Annotated in this window: 17 protein-coding genes; 14 read left to right on the forward strand and 3 right to left on the reverse strand. The window is 70.5% G+C overall.

The annotated features are described in order from the left end of the window. The first annotated feature begins 3 nt into the window (after positions 1-3). The 8 genes from VIS07_05690 (at position 4) to VIS07_05725 (ending at position 9955) form a co-directional block, all read left to right on the forward strand. Positions 4-1272: a folylpolyglutamate synthase/dihydrofolate synthase family protein gene (locus VIS07_05690; GenBank protein ID HEY8514982.1), complete on the forward strand. Its 1269-nt coding sequence runs from the start codon at positions 4-6 to the stop codon at positions 1270-1272. Next, positions 1269-3770 carry an LPS assembly protein LptD gene (gene lptD, locus VIS07_05695; protein ID HEY8514983.1) on the forward strand — a complete coding sequence of 834 codons (2502 nt, stop codon included), beginning with the start codon at positions 1269-1271 and terminating at the stop codon, positions 3768-3770. The genes VIS07_05690 and lptD overlap by 4 nt, the downstream gene beginning before the upstream one ends. Beyond that, complete coding sequence (locus VIS07_05700; GenBank protein HEY8514984.1) at positions 3767-4684, forward strand: glycosyltransferase; 918 nt, start codon at positions 3767-3769, stop codon at positions 4682-4684. Before lptD ends, VIS07_05700 begins: the two co-directional genes overlap by 4 nt. 58 nt (positions 4685-4742) lie before the next feature. Continuing rightward, positions 4743-5102, forward strand: coding sequence for a cupin domain-containing protein (locus VIS07_05705; protein ID HEY8514985.1), 360 nt, complete (start codon positions 4743-4745; stop codon positions 5100-5102). Positions 5103-5112: 10 nt separating this feature from the next. Continuing rightward, positions 5113-6096 carry a GDP-mannose 4,6-dehydratase gene (gene gmd, locus VIS07_05710; GenBank protein HEY8514986.1) on the forward strand — a complete coding sequence of 328 codons (984 nt, stop codon included), beginning with the start codon at positions 5113-5115 and terminating at the stop codon, positions 6094-6096. 7 nt (positions 6097-6103) lie between these two features. After that, on the forward strand, positions 6104-7057 hold the full coding sequence (locus VIS07_05715; protein HEY8514987.1) for a GDP-mannose 4,6-dehydratase: 954 nt from the start codon (positions 6104-6106) through the stop codon (positions 7055-7057). Positions 7058-7151: 94 nt separating this feature from the next. Further along, a complete protein-coding gene (gene gspE, locus VIS07_05720; GenBank protein HEY8514988.1) occupies positions 7152-8873 on the forward strand; it encodes a type II secretion system ATPase GspE in 1722 nt (573 codons plus the stop codon). A 29-nt stretch (positions 8874-8902) separates the two neighbouring features. Continuing rightward, the gene (locus VIS07_05725; protein ID HEY8514989.1) at positions 8903-9955 is read left to right on the forward strand and encodes a glycosyltransferase family 2 protein; all 1053 of its coding nucleotides are present in this window, start codon (positions 8903-8905) and stop codon (positions 9953-9955) included. Positions 9956-10012: 57 nt separating this feature from the next. Here the strand turns inward: VIS07_05725 and VIS07_05730 are convergent, their stop codons facing one another. Further along, entirely contained in the window at positions 10013-11272 is a 1260-nt protein-coding gene (locus tag VIS07_05730; protein HEY8514990.1) for a glycosyltransferase, read from the reverse strand. Further along, positions 11269-12837 carry a glycosyltransferase family 39 protein gene (locus VIS07_05735; GenBank protein ID HEY8514991.1) on the reverse strand — a complete coding sequence of 523 codons (1569 nt, stop codon included), beginning with the start codon at positions 12835-12837 and terminating at the stop codon, positions 11269-11271. Before VIS07_05735 ends, VIS07_05730 begins: the two co-directional genes overlap by 4 nt. 350 nt (positions 12838-13187) lie before the next feature. Between VIS07_05735 and VIS07_05740 the strand changes: the two genes are divergently transcribed. The 4 genes from VIS07_05740 (at position 13188) to VIS07_05755 (ending at position 17417) form a co-directional block, all read left to right on the forward strand. Further along, the gene (locus VIS07_05740) at positions 13188-13613 is read left to right on the forward strand and encodes a hypothetical protein (protein ID HEY8514992.1); all 426 of its coding nucleotides are present in this window, start codon (positions 13188-13190) and stop codon (positions 13611-13613) included. Between the two features lie 230 nt (positions 13614-13843). Beyond that, a complete protein-coding gene (locus tag VIS07_05745) occupies positions 13844-15406 on the forward strand; it encodes a hypothetical protein (GenBank protein HEY8514993.1) in 1563 nt (520 codons plus the stop codon). A gap of 74 nt (positions 15407-15480) precedes the next feature. Further along, entirely contained in the window at positions 15481-16587 is a 1107-nt protein-coding gene (locus tag VIS07_05750; GenBank protein ID HEY8514994.1) for an ABC transporter ATP-binding protein, read from the forward strand. Then, a complete protein-coding gene (locus VIS07_05755) occupies positions 16584-17417 on the forward strand; it encodes an ABC transporter permease (GenBank protein HEY8514995.1) in 834 nt (277 codons plus the stop codon). The genes VIS07_05750 and VIS07_05755 overlap by 4 nt, the downstream gene beginning before the upstream one ends. Before the next feature lie 61 nt (positions 17418-17478). Here VIS07_05755 and VIS07_05760 read toward each other — a convergent pair whose 3' ends face one another. Further along, positions 17479-18147 (reverse strand): hypothetical protein, encoded by a 669-nt coding sequence (locus VIS07_05760; GenBank protein ID HEY8514996.1) that lies wholly within the window; start codon positions 18145-18147, stop codon positions 17479-17481. A 414-nt stretch (positions 18148-18561) separates the two neighbouring features. On the opposite strand from VIS07_05760, the gene VIS07_05765 reads away from it, so the two are divergent. Both VIS07_05765 and VIS07_05770 read left to right on the forward strand, forming a co-directional pair. Further along, a complete protein-coding gene (locus VIS07_05765) occupies positions 18562-19530 on the forward strand; it encodes a peptidylprolyl isomerase (GenBank protein ID HEY8514997.1) in 969 nt (322 codons plus the stop codon). After that, complete coding sequence (locus VIS07_05770) at positions 19527-20756, forward strand: ATP-binding cassette domain-containing protein (GenBank protein HEY8514998.1); 1230 nt, start codon at positions 19527-19529, stop codon at positions 20754-20756. The genes VIS07_05765 and VIS07_05770 overlap by 4 nt, the downstream gene beginning before the upstream one ends. Positions 20757-20758: the final 2 nt, after the last annotated feature.

The following is a 20758-nucleotide window of genomic DNA, read 5'->3' on the forward strand; positions in this document are numbered from 1 at the left end:
GCCGTGACCTACGACCAAACGATCGCCTGGCTGGTCGGGCTCGAGGCGACGCGCGGGTGGGACCTGAAGCTCGAGCGCGTGCGCGCAGCGCTCGCCCGGCTCGGCTCGCCGGAGCGCCGCTATCCGTCGGTGCTGATCGCGGGCACGAACGGGAAGGGCTCGACCGCCGCGATCGTGCACGCGGCGCTCGGCGCCGCGGGGCGGCAGATCGGTCTCTACACCTCGCCGCACCTCGTGCACTTCACCGAGCGGATCCGCATCGGGGACGCCGAGATCGCGCGTGACGACGTCGTGCGGCTCGTGCGCGAGCTGCGCGCCGCGGTCGACGTCGAGGGGACGGGCCTGACCTTCTTCGAGGTGGGGACGCTGCTCGCGCTGGTCGCGTTCGCCGAGGCGGGCGTCGACCTCGCCGTGCTCGAGGTCGGGCTGGGCGGCCGCTTGGATGCCACCAACGTCGTCGAGCCGATCGCGTCCGCCGTCACCGCGATCGACTACGACCACGAGGAGTGGCTCGGCGAGACGCTGGCCGACATCGCGCGCGAGAAGGCCGGCGTGATGCGGCCCGGCAAACCTTTCGTCCTCGGGCCCGGCATCGCTGCGCCCGCGCGAGACGCGCTGCTCGCCGAGGCGGCGCGGATCGGCGCGCGCGTCGTCGAGGTGAAGGAGGGCACCGTCGCAGACGTCCATGCGCTTGCGCTGAGCGGTGAGCACATGCGACGCAACGCTGCGGTGGCGGGCAGCCTGCTGGAGGTGATCGGTGCGGCCGAGCCGCGCCTCGCGGTCGACGACGCGACGTTCGAGCGCGCTCTCCGCAGCGTACGCTGGCCGGGTCGGCTCGCGATCGTGCACGAGTCGCCGCGCGTCGTCGTCGACGGTGCGCACAACGTGCAGGGCGTTCTCGCGCTGCGCGCAGCCCTGCCGGCGATCACGGGCAACGTCCCCGTGCGTCTGATCTTCTCGGCGATGCGCGACAAGCACTGGCGCGAGATGGCGCAGCTCCTCGCGCCGCTCGCACGCGAGGTCGTGGTCACGGAGATCGGCGGCAAGCGCGGCCTCTCGGGTGCCGAGCTGGCGACCGCGTTCCCGGCGTCGCTCGAGCCGCGGATCATCGCGTCGCCGGCGCAAGCGCTCACGACGCTGATCGCGGAGGACGCCGGCGCGCCGATCCTGGTCACGGGCTCGCTGTTCCTGGTCGGAATGGTCTACGCCGAGCTCATGGCGAGGACGGGGGTGCGCAGCGTGTACGACTTCGTCGCCGCGGGGGCCGCGTGAGACGCGCGCGCCGCACGACGCTGCCCCGCGCGTGGCTCAGGGCGGCGACGCGCGCGGTGCTCGCTCTCCTGCTACCGCTCTACCTCGGGGGCGTTGGGCTCGTCCGGCAGGGACACGCGCAGGCGGTGCCGGGTCTGCTCGGGGTGGACGGCCGCGGCGATCAGCCGCTCACCGTCGACGCCGACGACCTGTCCTACGACCGCGAGGCGGACACCGTCCGTGCGCGCGGCGACGTCATGGTGACGATCGGCGGCAGCGTGCTCGCGGCGGACGAGATCGAGATCGACCGCAAGCGAGGGGAGGCGAGGGCGAGCGGCTCCGTCGTGCTCGAGGATCCGCGGGGCCGCATCCGCGCGGACCGCGCGGAGTTCCGGCTCGAGGACGAGACCGGCTACCTCGAGGAAGGCTACCTCTACCTGCCGCAGACGCGCTTCCAGATCACCGGCGCGCGGCTCGAGAAGGGCATCGGCCAGAGCTACCGCATCTGGGACGGGACGCTCACGACCTGCCAGTGCGAGGACGGCGCGCCGGACTGGAGCATCTCGGGCGAGGAGATCGACGTCGAGCTCGGCGGCTGGGGGACGCTGCGCGACGGCGTCTTCAAGATCAAAGATCGCGCGATCCTGTACCTGCCCTACGGCGTCTTCCCGCTGCTGCGCGACCGCCAGACCGGCTTCCTGTTCCCGCGCTCCGGCTACGAGACGAGCCGCGGCTTCCAGTACGTCCAGCCCTTCTACTGGGCGATCGACAAGAGCAGCGACGCGACCATCTCGCTCGACGTCGAGACGGCGGCCCGTCTCGGCCTCCTCGCCGAGTACCGCTACCTGTGGTCGGCCACCGCCGGCGGCAACCTCGGGCTCACCTACTTCAACGAGCGCATCCGCGGCACGACGGCCGACGAGGTGGTGAACCCGCAGACGCTCGCCAACCCGGACATCCCCGAGAACCGCGGCAGCATCATCGGCTACCACCAGCAGGTCGGCCCCGGCGGCAGCCGCATCTACGTGCAGCCCTTCCTGGTCAGCGACAACCTGTTCCTGCGCGACATGAACGTGCTGACCGATCTGCCGTACGAGAACATCAACCTGACGACGCTGCGCTACACGACGTCGCGCGCCGGCATCGCCAAGGTGTGGGACTGGGGCCTCGCGAAGGGCGAGGTCACCTGGAAGCAGGATCTGATCGGCAAGCAGTCGCGCGTGCCGCAGGCGCTGCCGCGGCTCACCTTCCAGGCGCGCGACAGCCTGTTCGACTCGCGTCTCCTGCTGCGGCTCAACGCGGAGGCCGTCGAGTACTACCGCGCGCCGCTCGCCTCGGGTCCGCGCTTCGACCTCGCGCCGGAAGCGCAGATCCCGTTCCGCCTCGGTCCGTACGCGTACGGCAACCTGCGGCTGATCCTGCGCGAGACCGTCTACTATCTCTTCGACAACGAGATCCCGTTTGGCCCGGCCATGGTGGACCCGGAGACCGGCGAGCAGACCTTCGCCACGCGCCTCGTGCCGCACTACCAGCACCGCGAGATCCTGCAGGTGATCAACAACGTGCAGAGCGAGGTGTCGCGGGTCTTCGACGTCGACGGGCACCTGGGCTCGATCCGCAAGCTCAAGCACACGATCGAGCCCTTCCTCGCCTACAACTACACGCCGGTCGTCTCGCAGGACGATCTGCCGCTCTACGACGCGATCGACCGCATCCGCGCGCGCAACGCGATCACGTACGGCTTCACGACGCGGCTTCTCGCCAAGGTGCGGACGGGCCGCACGTCGCTCCTGACGGAGCCCGTGCCGAGCGGCGAGACGCTCGCCAACCCGCTGGTCGGCGACCAGCCGTACGGTCCGCCAGCCGAGCCGAGCATCTCGGGCGACTCGCCGCAGGCGGTCGAGGACGAGCGCATCCGCGAGCTCGCGCGCGCGACGATCCGCCAGAGCTACGAGATCTCGCAGCCGGTGATTCCGGGCCAGCACTTCTCCGGCGTCGAGATCGGCGCGCGCATCACGCCGGTCACCTTCTTCGGCATGCAGGGGCGGCTCGTGTACTCGGTCGAGAACCCGCGCCTGCAGTACGCGGCGGTCGGCGCCAACCTGTGGGATCCGCGGCCGATCGCGGGTCCGGACGATCTCTTCCTGCCGCAGCTTCGACCGGTGAACTCGCTGTCGCTGTTCTACCAGTTCACCGGCGGCGGCGCGGTCGAGAACCTCAACGTCGCGACGACCTACCGCGTGACGAACAACTTCGCGCTGTCCTACCTCGGCCGCTTCGACGCGCTCGACAACACGTTCCTCGAGAACTGGGCGGGCTTCCGCCTGATCTCGTCGTGCGACTGCTGGGTCGTCGACGTCGCCTTCATCGACCGCGTCAACCCGGACACGACCGGGGTGCGCGTGCAGGTCTCGCTGATCGGCCTCGGTTCCTTCGGGCAGCAGCCGTTCCAGCACACCTTTGCCGGCGCGGCGCTGCCGCGTCAGATCGACCCGACCGGCGTCGGGAGATCGTATTGACCGCGACGGCGCCGGCGCTCTCCGTCGTCATCCCCGCGTACCGGGCCGAGCGCACGATCGGCGCGTGCCTCGCGTCGCTCGCCGCGCAGGAGAACGCGCCGCCCTTCGAGGTGATCGTCGTCGACAGCTCGCCCGACGACGCGACCGCGGACGAGGTGCGTCGAGCGCACGCCGCTGCGCCCTTGCTGCGCCTCGAGGTGCTGCGTCTGCCGACGCGGGCGCATCCCGGCGTGGCGCGCAACGAGGGCGCGCGTACCGCGCGCGCGCCGCGACTCTTGTTCCTCGACAGCGACTGCGTCGCGGCGCCGGATCTGGTCGCGTCCGCGGTGCGCGCGCTCGACGCCGGCGCGAGCGCCGTGTCGGGCGCGATCGCGCTCGCGGCGCCGGCGCGTCCGTCGGCGCGGCTGCGTCACCTGCTCGAGTTCAAGGAGTCGCTGCCGAGCTGTCCGCCGCGACGCACGTGGATGCTGCCGTCGGCGTGCCTCGCGATGCGGCGCGACGTCTGGGAGAGGCACGGCGGCTTTCCGGACGCGCGCGCGTCGGAGGACTGGCTGCTCGGCTGGCGCATGTGGCAGGCCGGCGAGGATCTGCGCTTCGATCCGGCGCTGCGCGTCACGCACCGCACGCCCGCCGGCTGGCGGGCGCTCTGGCGCTACTCGGCCCTCCTCGGATTCCACTCGGGCGTCGCGCGCCGACGCGGTGGGCTGCCGGGGCAGGCCTTCGTGCGGCGTCCGGCGCTTGCCGTGCTGCTGCCGTTCGGACGGACCGCGCGCGCGTTCGCCTGGTGCGCGCGCCACGCGCGCGGCGAGCTGCCGTTCCTGCTGCTCTACTGGCCGGCGTACCTGGCCTACGCCGGGGTGTGGGCGAAGGGTTTCCGCGACGGGGTGCTCGCGGAGGACGAGCCTCGCGGCTGAGCCGCTGCGAACGACCAGGCTTGCCAGCGAGCGCGCCACGCCGTAGGGATGGCGGCGAATGCCACGTCGCGTGCCCAAACCCTGGGGCCACGAGCTGATCTGGGCCGAAACCGATCGCTACGTGGGGAAGATCCTGCACATCAAGGCCGGCGAGGCGCTCTCGCTGCAGTACCACGAGCGCAAGGACGAGACGATCTACGTCCTCTCCGGTCAGCTCATCTTCGAGCACGGGCCGCTCGACGGCTCGCCGCTGCGCCGCATCACGCTCGGTCCCGGTGAGACGTTCCACATCACGCCGCACCTGCGTCACCGGATGATCGGCGGTACCGATTGTGACGTCCTCGAGGCGTCGACGCCCGACCTCGACGACGTCGTCCGGCTCGAGGACCGCTACGGGCGCGCCGACTCGCGCTCCTGAGGTTTTCAACGTGGCTCGTCGGACGGCACTCATCACCGGGGTCACCGGGCAGGACGGCTCGTATCTCGCGGAGCTGCTCCTCGAGAAGGGCTATCGCGTCGTCGGCATGGTGCGGCGCTCGAGCGCGGAGAACTTCTACCGCATCGAGCACATCCGCGACCGCATCGAGCTCGAGCAGGCCGACCTGCTCGACCAGTACTCGCTGATCGACGTGCTCAAGCGCGTCCGTCCGGACGAGGTCTACAACCTCGCCGCGATGTCGTTCGTGCCGACCTCGTGGTCGCAGCCGGTGCTGACCACCGAGTTCGACGCGGTCGGTGTGACGCGGATCCTCGAGGCGATCCGTCTCACCAACCCCGAGGCGCGCTTCTACCAGGCGAGCTCGAGCGAGATGTTCGGCAAGGTGCGCGAGTCGCCGCAGCGCGAGACGACGCCGTTCCACCCGCGCAGCCCGTACGGGGTCGCGAAGGTGTACGGGCACTACATCACCGTCAACTATCGCGAGAGCTACGGCCTGTTCGCCTGCTCCGGGATCCTGTTCAACCACGAGTCGCCGCGGCGCGGGAAGGAGTTCGTGACCCGCAAGGTGAGCGACGGTGTGGCGCGCATCAAGCTCGGGCTCGCCAACGAGCTGCGGCTCGGCAACCTGGCGGCGCGTCGCGACTGGGGCTTCGCCGGCGACTACGTGCGCGCGATGTGGCTCATGCTCCAGCAGCCGAAGCCGGACGACTACGTGATCGCGACCGGCGAGGCGCACACGGTGCAGGAGCTCGTCGAGCTCGCCTTCGACCACGTGGGTCTCGATTGGCGGAAGTACGTCATCGAGGACCCCGCGCTCTACCGTCCGGCCGAGGTCGACACGCTGCTCGGCGATTGGTCCTACGCGCGCGAGCGTCTCGGCTGGAAGCCCGAGGTGAGCTTCCCGGAGCTCGTGCGGATGATGGTCGACGCCGACCTCGCGCTGCTTCAGGGCAAGCCCTCGCCCGCGCGGTAGGACGGCGGTGCGCGTCCTGGTGTTCGGGGTGACCGGCTTCGCCGGTCGCTACCTGGCGCGCGAGCTGCGCGAGCTCGGCCACGAGGTCTGGGGCGCCGCGCGACGTCCGTCGAGCGACGCGGCCGCGCGGCATCCGATTGCGCTCGACGGCGTCCGACTGCTGCGCTGCGACGTCGGCGAGGCCGAGGAGGTGCGCGACGTGCTCGCCGCAGCGCAGCCGGACGCGATCGTGCTGCTCTCCGGCGTGTCGTCGCCGCCCGAGGCGAACCGTCGTCCGCAGGACGCGTACCGCGTGCACGTCGGCGGCACGCTGAACGTGCTCTCTGCGGTCGCGAGTACGCAGCCGTCGCGGCGCGTGCTGCTCGTGACCTCGAGCGAGGTCTATGGCGCCAGCGGGCGCGACGCCTCGCCGCTGACGGAGGACGTGCCGCTGCAGCCGACGACGGTCTACGCCGCGAGCAAGGCGGCCGCGGATCTCGCGGCGAAGGCGTTCGCCGCGTCGCACGGCTGCGACGTGGTCTGCGTGCGGCCGTTCAACCACACCGGCCCCGGCCAGCGCGAGGACTTCGTCTGTCCGGACTTCGCCGCCCAGGTCGCCGGGATCGCGCTCGGACGGCGTGCGCCGGTGATCGAGGTCGGCAACCTCGACGTCCGCCGCGACTTCACGGACGTGCGCGACGTCGTGCGCGGCTACGTCGCGGCGCTCCTGCGCGGGCGACGGGGCGAGACGTACAATTTGTGCTCGGGGCACGGGACCTCGATCCGGGAAATCCTGACCACGCTGTGCGAGCTCGCCGGCGTCGAGCCGGAGGTCCGTCCGGCCGCGGCGCGCCAGCGCCCCGCCGAGGTGCCCGCCTACTGGGGCAGCGCGCGCAAGGCGGAGGTCGAGCTCGGCTGGCGTCCGGAGATCCCGCTGCGCACGACGCTCGCCGATCTGCTCGAGTTCAGCCGAAACGCGTGAAGCCCGCGGCGCTTCGGGCGTCGAACACGGCGTGGCCGTCGTAAATGGCAATGGTGTCCCTCGCGTGGTACTGCCGGGCGGGAAGGACCACGCGGTGGATCTGCAGATTAAGTCGCTCGAGGACCTCCTCGTAGAGCGGGGGCGGGTCAGCCCCGAGGACCTGCGGAAGATCCGCAAGCTGCAGCAGGAGCGTGGCGAGCGCATCGAGCGCCTGCTGCTCGACCTCGGCTTCATCTCCGAGGACGACCTGCTGCCGGTCTTCAGCGAGTACCTCGGGGTACCGCTGGTGTCGCGCAAGGATCTTCCGTCGTCGGCGATCTCGATCCCGGGGCTCAACGTCAAGTTCCTGCGCCACGCCCGCGTGCTGCCGGTCGCGATGAGCGACGGCGTGATCACCATGGCGATGGCCGACCCCGGCGACCGCGACGCGCTACAGGGTCTCGAGGTCGCGACCGGCTGCCGCGTCAAGCCGGTGCTCGCCAAGGAGAAGGACATCCTCGAGGCGCTCGAGGAGTGCTACGGCGACCACGGCGAAGGGCAGGGCGACGGCGCCAATGGTGACGGTCTCGTCGAGTACCTCTCCGAGGACGAGGAGGACGTCGACCACCTGCGCGACCTCGCGAGCGAGGCGCCGGTCATCCGCTTCGTCAACGTGCTGATCAACCGTGCCGTCGAGAGCCGCGCCTCCGACATCCACATCGAGCCGTTCGAGAACGAGCTCAAGGTCCGCTACCGCATCGACGGCGTGCTGCACGACGTCGACGCTCCGCAGCGCCGGCTGCAGGCGGCGATCGTCTCGCGCATCAAGATCATGGCGAAGCTCAACATCGCCGAGCGTCGCCTGCCGCAGGACGGCCGCATCAAGCTGCGCATGATGGGCAAGGAGATCGACCTCCGCGTGTCGACCCTGCCGACGCTCTACGGCGAGAGCGTCGTGCTCCGTATCCTCGACCGCGGCTCGATCGTCCTCGACCTCGAGAAGCTCGGCTTCCCGCCGGACTCGCTCGCGCAGTGGGAGAGCCTGATCGTCAAGCCGTACGGGATGATCCTGGTCACCGGTCCGACCGGCTCCGGCAAGACCACGACGCTCTACGGCTCGCTGCACAAGATCAACTCGCCGGACAAGAAGATCATCACCATCGAGGATCCGGTCGAGTACCAGCTCAACGGCGTCAATCAGATCCACGTCAAGCCGCAGATCGGCCTGACGTTCGCGAACGGGCTGCGCTCGATCGTCCGTCAGGACCCCGACGTCATCATGGTCGGTGAGATCCGTGACGCCGAGACCGCGGAGATCGCGATCCAGGCGGCGCTCACCGGTCACCTGGTGTTCTCGACGCTGCACACCAACGACGCGGCCGGCGCCGTGAGCCGTCTGCTCGAGATGGGCGTCGAGGACTACCTGCTCGCGTCGTCGCTGCTCGGCGTGCTCGCGCAGCGCCTCGTGCGACGCATCTGCCCGGACTGCAAGCGGCCCGTCGAGGGCATGCTCGGCGACCACGCCGACTTCCGCTCGATCGTCGGCGACGGCAACGGCAACGGCGGCATCTCGCACGACGTCGCGAACATCCAGCTCTACGAAGGCGCGGGCTGCGAGTCGTGCTCGTACACCGGCTACCGCGGACGAGCGGGCATCTACGAGCTGCTGATCGTCGGCGACGTGGTCCGCAAGTCGATCCTCGAGCACGCGTCGGCGGACATCATCCGCAACCGCGCGATCGAACTCGGCATGCGGACGCTGCGTGAGGACGGCCTGCGCACGATGCGCGAGGGCACGACGACGCTGTCGGAGATCATCCGGGTGACCCGCGACTGAGGTCGCGGGGGCCGTCCGCGGAGACGAGCATGGGCGAGGCTCAGCCCAAGCAGCAAGCGCGACCGATTCCGCTTCCCGGCACGATCTCCGACGACACCGACGTCGCGGCCTCGACCGACATCTCGCTCGTCATCCCGCTGCACAACGAGCGTCCGAGCCTCAAGCTGCTCGTCGACGAGTGCCGCGCGGTGCTGCAGGACCCGACGCGCGACTGGTCCGCGCTCGGCATCGAGCCCGGCACCGAAGCGCCGCGCTGGGAGATCATCCTGGTCGACGACGGCTCGACCGACGGCTCGTTCTCGGTGCTGCGCGAGCTCGCGGAGCAGGATCCGCAGATTCGCGCGATCCGTCTGCGACGCAACCTCGGCAAGGCGGCCGCGCTGCAGATCGGCTTCGCGCACGCGAACGGCGACGTCGTGGTGTCGCTCGACGCCGACCTGCAGGACGATCCGAACGAGATCCCGCGTCTGCTCGCCGAGCTCGCCAAGGGCTACGACCTGGTCAGCGGCTGGAAGCGCAAGCGTCACGATTCGCTCGCGCGCGTGATTGCGTCGCGGCTGTTCAACGCCGCCGTGCGCCGCGTGTCGGGCGTCGAGCTGCACGACCTGAACAGCGGCTTCAAGGCGTACCGCCGCTGGGTGACGCAGGACATCCAGATCTACGGCGAGCTGCACCGCTTCATCCCGGTGATCGCGGCCTGGAAGGGCTACGCAGTCAGCGAGGTCGAGGTCGCGCACCGTCCACGTCGCTTCGGACGCTCGCGCTACGGCTGGGGACGCGCTTTCCGCGGCATGATGGACCTGGTGACGGTCATGTTCTTGACGCGCTTCGATGCGCGTCCGGCGCACTTCTTCAGCCTGCCCGGCGCGTTCCTGATGAGCGTCGGCCTCGCGGTGCTGACCTACATCGCGTACCTGCGCTTCACCTACGGCGAGATCCTCGGACGGCATCCGCTGCTCGCCTTCGGCGTGCTCGCGGTGCTCGCCGGATTGCAGCTCTTCACCAGCGGTCTGCTCGGCGAGATGCTCGCGGCGCACGTCGAGCGTGACGACGATGCGCGCATCCGCGAGCGCGTGAACTGAGGCGTCGGCGGCGCGCGGACGCCCGCGCCTCTGCCCTCGCTCGACGCGTCCGAGCGCTCACCCGGCGAGCGCGAGCAGCTCGTCGACCCGCACGGCCCAGGTGTGGCGCGCGAGGAACGCCTCGACCGCCGCGACGTCGACCGGCTCCGCGGCGGCGCGCCGCACCGCGCTGACGAAGCTCGCGGCGTCGTCGGCGAGCGTGACCCCGGGCACGTCCGCGAGCTCCGGCAGACGCGTCGAGACGACCGGCTTGTGCATGGCGAGGTACTCGAAGCTCTTGAGCGGGCTCACCGCGTCGGTCAGCCGGCCCGGGCGAAAGGGAACGATGGCGACGTCCGCCGCCTGCAGGTACGCGGGCACGTCGCGCTGCGCTTTGAGCCCGAGCGCGAAGACGTTGGGCGCCTGCGGCAGCGCGCGGGTGCCCGCCGGGCCGACCAGGTGGATCGTCGCTTCGGGAAGCTCGGACGCGAGCCGCGCCACCAGCTCGAGGTCGACCCACTCGCCCCAGAGCGCGCCGACGAAGACGACGGTCGGCGTGCCACGACGCACGTCGGGCGGCGTCGGGCGTGCGACGGCGGGGTCGAACGTGCCGCGGTCGACGGCGTTCGGCAGCAGGTGCACGGAGCGGCCCGCGCGCGCCGCCAGGTCGTCGGCGAGCGTGCGCGCGCTCGCGATCAGGTGCCGCGCCCGCTCGAGCGTCCAGCGCTCCGCCGACGCGTCGTACCAGCCACGGCCGAGCTCGCCGTCCCAGACGTCGATCGCGTCGTAGACGAGAAGCGAGGGATCGACGCGGCTCGCCTCGCGGCAGAGCGCCGGGTGTGGCGCCTCGAGCAGGACGAGGCGCAGGTCGCGCGGTTCCCGCGCTGCCGCGCCGCCGCGCTCGCCGAGCCAGCGCACCGAGACGCCGTCGATCCTCGGCCGCGTGCGGCGCGGCCAGGGAAAGATCGGCAGCGCGTAGCGCCAGTCGATCGCGAAGCCGCGCCGTCGGAGCTCCGCCGCGAGCTGCGCGGGCCGGCTGCCGCCGCCGCCGTCTTCGGGCGGCACCAGCGTCAAGATCATCATCGTGCCGCGGGTCGCCGGCGAGTCGGCGGCGGCCGCGAGCGCCGAGTGGCGCGACGCGCGCTCCGGCATCAGACGCAGCGAGGCGCGCTGCAGGAGCGCGCTTCGCGTCGCGCTGCCGTCGAAGAACCCGGCGTGGCGATCGATCCAGGCGTCGAGCCGCTCGCTGCGAAAGAGCGACGCCTTGAGCCGGTGGGACAGCCGCTTGCGCAGCGGGATCGACTCGGCCGCGCCGCGGGGCGCGAGCGAAGCGCTCACGAGCCGGCGCTTGCGCGGCGATTCGTGCCGCCGTCGCGCTCGAAGAGCCACAGCTCGCCGGCGCCGGGGACGCGCCGCCAGTCGCGCTCGAGGTGGGCGACGAACGGCGAGTCGCCGTCCAGCAGCTCGGGGAAGGGCACGTAGAGGTAGCGCGCCGAGCTCAGAGCTCGGGCGAGCTCGTCGGTGCTCGCGCGTGCCTCCTCGCCGGCGAGCGCCGGATTGACGGCGCTGCCGAGCGTGAGCGCCGTGCCGCGTCGATCACAATAATAGAGAACCGTCCCGCCGCGGTCGGAGAGCACGAAGATGTCCTCGTGCGGCGCGGTCAGGGCGCGGATGCGCTCGCAGCGCTCGACCAGCGAGGCGTACTCGGGCGGCGCGGCGATCGCGCGTCGCGTGATGACGAACGAGCCCGCGGCGAGGGCGACGAGCAGCACGGCGACGACGCTCGCGCGCAGCGCCGCCGAAGCGGAGGCGAGCCGCTGGACGACCGCGCCGAAGCCGCGCGCGATCAGCCACGCTGCGACCGGGACGAGCGCGAGCTGATAGTACTCCGTGCCGCGCGCGCGCTCGTCGAACATGCGCGTCGCGAACACCAGGCACTGCACGAGGACGCCCGCGCCCCAGGCGAGCAGCGCGCGCTCGATCAGCGTCCAGGGGCGGCGCACGAGCAGCACGCCCGCCAGCGCGACCGCCGCGCCGAGCGGCGTCAGCACCATCTCGACCGTCTGCCGCGCGATCTCGGCGTAGAGCCGAGACTCGAGCAGCAGGCGTGGATCGATCCAGCCTTCGGCGACCATCGCGCCCGCGGCGGGATACGTCCGGTGCACGGCGGCCGCGTGCACGTACCACGCGAACGCCGGCGCGATTCCGACCAAGAGGCAGAGGAGCAGCGTGTTCCGGGCCCGCGACGAGGGCCGCTCCGGCGTCGAGCCGGTCGCGACGAGCACGAGGCCCGCGGGCCCGAGCCAGAAGACCGCGTGCGGCTTGAGCGCCAGCGCGAGCCCGGCGCACGCAGCGACGCCGGCTGCGCGCCCGAGGCCCGGTTCTGCCCGCCAGCGCGCGAGCGCCCACAGGGTCGCGAGCGACGCGGTGATCAGCGCGGCGTCGCTCATGAAGGCGCGCGAGTAGACGATCGCGAGCGGGGCTGCGAGGTACCAGGCGCTCGCGACGAGCCGCTCGCCGTCGCTGAGCGCTCCGCGCAGCAGCGCCGCGAAGAGCGGCGCGCCGAGCAGCCAGGCCGCGATCGAGAGCAGCCGGCCGACGCGCTCGTCGACGCCGCCGCGCAGGTCGTAGATCAGCGCCACGACGGCCGGAAACAGCGGCACCTCCTTCAGGAAGTAGCCCGGTCTTCCGATGTCATCCACCGTCGGGCGCAGCCAGACGGCGCGATCGCGGTGGAAGTTGCGCGCGACCATGGCGGTGTGGGTCTGTTTCGCGGCGGCCCCTTCGAGCAGCGGTGCATCGAGGTGGGCGAGGCGAACCGCGAGGCCGGCGAGCAGGATGGCGAGCAGGGCGACGAGATAGAGCGAGGAGGAACGCGGCGGTGGGTGCGATACGGCCAACATCGTCGATGGCGACGGCGAGCGCGGCTACGAGGGCGCGCACACGTTAGCGCTTGCGTCAGCGGAAGGCGACCGCGCGGGCCTTGGCGCGTCCGATCGGCGGTCCGGCTGAAAGATTTCTTTGCGCCGCGCGTCTTTAGTGCACCTGCGTGGTGTCCGTCGAGCGGATCTATTGATGACCCCTGCCTTGAATTCTACCCGCGGCGTCCGCAGGACGAGGTTTGCGCTTCCCGGTTGCAATGGTTTTGCCTTGCGGGTATATCGGGACGTCCATTCGGTCACCTGGGGGTGGTGTGGCGATCGCCGATGCGAGCGTGAGGACTGGGGGCTTGGCAGCGGGGTCCAGGAGGCGAGTGAGGGCAGCGGCCGGTGGCGTCGTTGTGCTGCTCTTGATCGTCGCCGCGACCGCCATCGCATGGCAGAACGGCATCTGGCCGCTCAACCAGCGCTCCGAAGCCGCCCTCGCGAGGCGCGCGCAACGGTTCTGGGATCTGAAGATCTCGGGGGATACGCTCGGCGCGTACAACTACATGGCGGAAGCCTACCGTCGCCGCGTCAAGCCCGACGGCTTCGCACGCATCGGTGGCGGTCTGGTGATCCACACCGGCGCGAAGGTCAAGTCCGTGCAGCTCGACGACAAGGGCGGGATTGTCGAGTTGGAGCTGCGCTACGTCGTCAATCGCAAGCACTTCGCCGACATGGAGAACACCGCGCAAGTGAAGGAGCGCTGGGTGTTCGAGAATGGGGCCTGGCACCGCTGGCCGCCCGACATGGGTTGACGGGGGAGTTGAATCGAAGGGTTGTTTCGGTGTAACGGCTGGGGGACGCAGGGGCCTGCACATGTGCGGGCGATGCGAGCCGACTTCAGCCTCGCGCCCCTGACGCAATCGGCGGGTGGTGCGGTAGTCGAGAGTTAGGTCAAGGCAGGCTTTCCCGAGAGGAGAAAGGTATGAAAGAGGAGGTAGGAATGAAGCGTAGGGGACCGTCGAGGGCGCTTGTGGCGTTGGCCGTGGCCGGGCTCGTGGCCTGCTTCGGGTCGACCGCACAGGCCCAGGAGAACATCTACGAGAACGAGACCGGCCTGATGGGCGGCTCGTTCGTCCCGGCGGGTGGCGGCGCCCTGGTGCAGAGCGGATTCGTCATCGCCGGCCCCCGGCTGAATCCGAACGGCATCGGTCAGTACCTGGTCGGCCCGTACTACGACGTCCGGCCGATCGGCACCGACGCGCAGCACGTCAACATCCAGATCATCAACACCAACACGAACAACACCGCGCTGCCGGTCTGCACCGAGGCGGATTACGCCGCGGGCGTTGACGGTGCGGCCTGCTACAACCCGACGGGCGGCATCCTCTTCAAGATCCGCTTCCGCGAGTCGAAGCTCAGCAAGGAGGTGCTCGACTTCGTGGTGCCGCTGTCGTGCGGTGAGGTTTGGGCGGGCGTCGTCGAGCTCGGCCCGAACAACCTGCCGCGCATCCGGTCGAAGTACCCGATCGCGACCGGCGCTTCGAACGCGACGCAGATCGTGTCGGACGACATCCTGAACACGCCGAACGGCCAGACCTTCCTGCCGCCGAACGGTGTGCTTCCGGCGGGTGTGACGCAGGAGGACGTGCAGCGCGGCTACATCGAGGTCATCGCCATGGAGGCTCTGAACTGCGAGCCGGATGACGGTGAGCTCAACATCGACGAGGTCGAGACCTGGACGCGTATCGCTCCGCCGCTCGACAACACCCCGTCGAACGCGCTCGGCGCGGAGGCGTTCCTGGTCCGCGTCGGCTCGGGTGTGTCGCACGCGTACAACTTCGTGGCGATCAGCGCCTTCGTTGGCGCGGGCCTCGGCAGCATCGCGCCGACCAACCTGTTCGGCGACAGCGTGCCTGACTGGGATGACTGCCGTGCGCTCGACGGCGTCCTGAACCCGTACGCCGATCCGTTCGACTGCGTCCGTCAGGTCAACCTGGCCCTGTCGAAGAGCCGTCTCGTCTCGCAGTACGACGTGAACACGCTCACCTCGGGCAGCACCGACGTCATCGTCACGCTGCCGACCAAGTACGCGAACTGCCAGCTCAATCCGCAGGGCACGAACTACGCGAGCAAGCGTTACCCGGGCACGTCGTTCCAGTGCGCGCCGGCGGGTGAGACGATCTCCTGCACGGTCTACAACCGCGAGGAGGAGTTCGACAGCCCGGAGACCCCGCCGTTCTCGCCGGGTGAGCCGGAGCAGGAGTGCCTGCTGCCGCGTGAGCTGACGATCTTCCACATCTCCGAGGCGGGTGGCCTTGGCCCGCTGGGTGACGTCGGCTTCGCGACGGGCAACCTCGATCCGTCGGACAGCGGCTGGCTCGACCTCGACCTCGTGCGCGATGCGGACGGCAACATCGTCCACCAGGAGATCTTCGCGAACAGCATCACGCACGACATCCTGGGCGCGTACCTCGCTGGCTACCGTGGTCTGCCGGCGACGGGCCTCGTGGCTCAGGAGTTCTTCAACGGCAACGTGGGCGGCACCTACGGCGCGACCGTGCCGTCGCTCGCGGAGCAGGTCGTCCTGAAGCCCGGCCAGAGCTGATCGTTTCCCAGCTCAGGTCCGGTAACGGAGAGGGAGGGTCGCCATTTGGCGGCCCTCCCTTTTTCGTGGAACGAGTGAGCGAGCAAGACGCCATCGTCGCGCGCGGGCTCACCAAGAGCTACGCCGCCCCGGACCGACGTTGGCTGCGCCGCGAGCGCATCCGCGGCGTGACCGACGTGTCGTTCACCCTGCGACGTGGCGGCTCGCTCGCGATCATCGGACGCAACGGTGCCGGCAAGAGCACGTTGCTGCGCATGCTCGCCGGGCTCTCGCGGCCGACCTCCGGTGAGCTACGGCTCGAGGGGCGGGTCGGCAGCCTGCTCGACCTCGGCGCGGGCTTCGTCGAGGAGTGGAGCGGCGAGCACAACGCACGCGTCGCGCTGGCGCTGCTCGGAATGTCGCCGAGCCGCGTGCGCGAGGCCGCGAGCTTCGTCGCCGCGTTCTCCGAGCTCGGCGACTTCCTCGCGCAGCCGGTGCGGATCTACTCGGCGGGCATGCGGTTGCGGCTCGCCTACAGCGTCGCGATCGCGCCCAGGCCGGAGATCCTGATCGCCGACGAGGTGCTGAGCGTCGGCGACGAGTCGTTCCAGCGCAAGTGCTCGCAGCACATCGTCGAGCACCTCGCGCGCGGCGGGACCATGGTGCTCGCGACGCACAACCTCTACCAGGCAGAGCGGCTCTGCGACGCCGCGATCTGGCTCGAGGACGGTCGCGTGCGGGCGCAGGGCCCCTGTCACGACGTGACCAAGCGCTACCGGACGGCCATCGAGCAGGCGGAGAGCGTCGCGCACGCGAACGCCGTGGCGCGCGCGCTCGCGCGTCCGGGGGCCATGCTGCGGATCGATGGAGCGGAGATCGGTGACGACGGTGCCGTCGTGCCGTTCGGGACGGCGCTCCGCATCGTGATCGATGGCGCCATCGCTGGCTCCGAGCGTGGCCGGCTCGAGATCCGTCGGGTCGACGGGACGCTGGTCGCCTCGCTGCCCGTCCGTGGTTCGGGCACCTTCGAGATCGCCCGCCCCGCGCTCCTGCCCGGCCGCTATGTGGTCCGCCTCATCGGCAGGGCGGGCGTGGGCGCCGCCACCCTCGACGAGGTCGCGACGCTCGACGAGCTGACGGTCGACTGCGTCGGCGAGCGTCGCGAGCTCGGCACCGTACACCTCGACCACCAGTGGATGTGAGCGAGCTCGAGCGCCCCGAGGACGGCGGCGGCCTGGCGCTCTTCGCGCGGCTCGCCCGCGAGCGCGCGCTGATCTGGGCGCTGATCCGCCGCGACATCGGCGCCCGCTTCGCCGGGTCGCGGCTCGGCTTCTTCTGGTCGCTCGCGAACCCCGCGATCCAGCTGGTCTCGTACAGCGTGATCTTCGGCTTGATCTACGGCGCCGGCGCTGCGACGCCGCGCCCCGGCGATCCCGGCCTGGTGCCGGCGTTGTTCTGCGGTCTGTGGCCGTGGTGGGCGTTCAGCGACGGGACGATGCGCGGCTACGGGTCGCTGGTCGACCAGAGCGCGCTGCTCAAGCGCTTCGCCATGCCTGCGGAGGCCTGCATCGTCGCCGCGACGACGGCGGCGTTCCTCCTGCAGATGGTCGGCTTTCTCCTCTTCCTCGGGGCGTTCGCGCTGCTCGGCGTGCTCACTCCGAGCGCGGGCTGGCTGCTCCTGCCGCTCGTGATCGTCGTCGAGCTCGTGCTGGTGAACGTGCTCGCGCTGGTGCTCGCGCCGCTCTACCTCGTCGTGCGCGACACCGGCTACGTCGTCAGCGCCGCGTTGACGGTGGGCTTCTTCGCGTCGCCGGTGCTGTTCACCCTCGATGCGCTGCCGGGCTGGCTGCAGACGGTCGCGAAGCTCAACCCGATGGCCGCGGTGATCGGCTTCTACCGCCTTGCGGTGCTCGGCGAGGGCTGGCCGCCGACGACCGCCGTGGTGGCGCTGGTGCTCGCGATCGGCGGGCTCGCGCTTGCGGGCGTCGTGCTGCTCGAACGCCTCGGCGACGTGCTCGACGAGTACTGGTGAAAAAAAAGAGGGGCCGCCGCAGCGGCCCCTCTCGTTCCTGCGAGATCGTTTTCCTACGATCTCAATACGCGTTCCAAGTGATGCGGTAGCGGCTGCAGCTCGTCGCACCACCCGTCAGCGTCACCACGTAGATGCCCGGCTTGGTCTGGTCGGGCGTGAGGATTCGCGAGCCGACCTTGCCGTAGTAGTAGTAGTTGCCGCTCGCCGAGAAGCCCGTGCCGCCGCGCGGACGCGAGAAGCCGTCCGTCGCGTCGACGTGCACGTTCAGCGCGCCGCAATCCTGATCGGTCACGTCGTACCACTGGAACGTGATCTGAGTGTAGAAATCCTGACCCGCGGGGAGAGGAACGAGCTGCGGCGTGACCGGGGCGCAGAAGCGACGCGTCACACCCTGGGGCACGTCGACCGTGAGGCCGTACCACGCGCCGGTCTTGGACATGGGCTCGCTCAGGAACCCGTCGGGGCACAGATTCGGATCACCCGGGATCACGCTACCGCCCGGCGTCGAGGTCGGCTTCGGCGTAGGAGTCGGGTTCGGACCCGGGCCCGGCTTGCCGTTCACGAGGTCCTCGAGTGCTTGACACCCCTCGAGGTGCCACATGAACGAGCGGCCGGCCGACGACTTGTGAATCGAGATGTACGCCTCACCGCACGGCGTATCACCGATCATCAGCGTGCCGGGAAACTTGAGCTTCACGTTCGGCGTCGGCGTGGCCTGGCCCATGGCCATGGCTGGAACCAGGGAAAGCGTCAGCGTAGCGACGGCCCGCGCCAGCCACTTGTTGCCTCGCATCATCATCATCCTCCTCGCCTGGGGCGGCGTCGTAGTTCTCCCCGGCCGGCCGCCAGCCAGAGGGGTTACCTGTGGTTTGGGCCCGCTGTCAACTAATTTGACAAGGGATCCGGCTTCGGTTCTTCGACCCTGACGGTCCAATCTCCGAGCGGCCTGCGGGGCGGTAGAGCAAGCGCGCTGCCAACACTCGACGACAGAAAACGCTCGGTGCTTCGCCACGCCACATTCTTCGTCGCAACGTCAACGTGACGCTTCGGCGAAACGGTGACGCTCGCCGTCACCGGGTGTCGCCTGGAAACCGCGATGGCGAACCGGTAAGCGAACCGCACCGATGCGGCGGAGGAGCACTCGATGCGGATAGGCAAGCAGCTGGTCGTGGGGCTCGTATCGACGGCGGCAGCGTGGCAGCTGCTGGGCGTCGCAGCCCGGGCCCAGGATGCAGCGGCGACGCCGCCCACGCCGGTCGTCGAGATCGGCGACTTCAAGGTCACCGCGCCCGAGCTCACCGCGGAATTCTCCTATCTCCCCCCGCCCACGCTCCAGAGGCTCAAGACCGACGACAACGCGGCGCGCATCTTCGCGGTCGACTGGTACGCGCGCGCGATGCTCGCGCGCGCCGCGAAGGAGGACGGCTTCCTCGACAAGAACCCCGGGCTCGCGGCCCACGCCGCCGCCGAGCAGCGCGAGGTGATCGCCAAGGAGTACCTGCGCGCGACCGTCGAGAAGGACCTCATCCCGACCCCGGAGGAAGTGGAGCAGTTCAAGACGCTCAACCCCGAGCTCTGCAAGGCTCCGGCGCGCTACCGCATCGCGCGCCTCGGCGTCGTGGTGGGGAAGAACGCTACGCCCGAGGAAATTCGCCTCGCCGACGAGCGCTTCGCGGAGATCGAGAAGCGCCTCGCCGCGGGTGAGGATTTCGCCAAGCTCGCCGACGAGAAGTCCGACTACACGTCCAAGGGCAGCGGCGGCGACATGGGCTGGGTCGAGGAGAGCAAGGTTCGCGAGTCGCCGCACGGCGAGGCGATCCTCAAGCTCGCGGTCGGCGAGAAGACCGCCGCCCTCGACACCGGTCAGGGCAAGGTGATCTACAAGCTCACCGAGAAGAGCGACGCGCACGAGCTGCCCTTCGAGGAGTGCAAGGCGAAGGTCGAGAAGGTGCTCAGCCAGAGGTTCCGCAAGGAGCTGTTCCTGCGGAAGGTCGACGAGCTCGCCGAGCGCTTCGGCGCCAAGATGAACCTCGACGCATTCATCGCGGCGGTGCGAGCGGTCGATCTACCCGAGGGATGGGAGCGTACCTGGGAGCCGGACAGCCCCATGTGACGGACGGCGCGGCGGTCGAGCGGGGACCCGCGCTGATCGCGCGTGGCCTCGGCAAGTACTACGCGCTGTCCCGCTCGCGGGTGCGGCCGCTCCTGCGGCGGCTGCGTGACCCGAAGGCGCCACCCGCCCCCGGAGGATTGTGGGCGGTGCGTGACGTCTCGTTCTCGCTCGAGCAGGGCGAGTCGCTCGGCGTGATCGGCTGCAACGGGGCAGGGAAGTCGACCTTGCTCCGCCTCCTCGCCGGAACCGCGCGCCCGACCGAGGGCACCGTCGAGCGCGGCGCGCGGGTCGCGTCGCTTCTCGACCTCGGCATCGCCTTTCACCCCCTCGAGACCGGACGCCAGAACGCCGAGGCGGCGCTGGTCCTGCAGGCCGGGATGACCCGGCGCGAGGCGCGCGCCCGCACCGCCGAGGTCGCGGCGTTCGCCGACATCGGCGACTTCTTCGACCGGCCGATCCGCACCTACTCGGACGGCATGCGGCTGCGGCTCGGCTTCGCCGTGATCACGCTGCTCGAGGTCGACGTCCTGGTGACCGACGAGATCCTGTCGGTCGGCGACCAGGCGTTTCAACGTCGCTGCGACCGCTGGATGGACCGCTTCCTCGGCCGCGGCGGCACGCTCGTGCTGTGCTCGCACGACCTGTCCGAGGTCCAGCGGCTGTGCGCTCGCACGCTGTGGATGGAGGGCGGACGCCCGCGCGCGCTCGGCGAGTCGCGCGCCGTGATCCGCGCCTACCGCGAGTCGCTCGGCGAGGACGGCGACGGCACGCGACGCGAGCGCAGCGAGGGCCACGCGCACGCGCCGGGCGAGCGCACGAGCCTCCCCTACGAGGTCGTCGACCTGCGGCTGCAGGACGAGAGCGGCCGCGACGTCACGGTCGTCCCCCAGGGCGGCACCGCGCTGGTCACCGTCGACGTCTGCGCGGCGGTCGGTGTCCCGCAGCTCTTCGTCGGCATCACGCGCCACGACCTGACGCCGATCTACGGCGTGGCGAGCGACATGGACGGCGCCGTCCCGGAGCGCGTCGCGCCCGATCGCTACCGGTACCGGCTCCGCTTCCCCGACCTTCCACTCACCCCCGAGCGCTACCGCCTGCGCGCCCACGCGCTCGACGAGACCGGCACGCGGCTCTACGACACGGTCGAGCTCTACTTCACCGTGCTCGGCGAGCCGGCCGACGACGGGCTCGTGCGGGTCGAGGCGCGCTGGCTGCCGGCGGCGTGACG

Source organism: Candidatus Binatia bacterium, assembly GCA_036563615.1.
Lineage (GTDB): Bacteria > Desulfobacterota > Binatia > UBA12015 > UBA12015 > DATCMB01.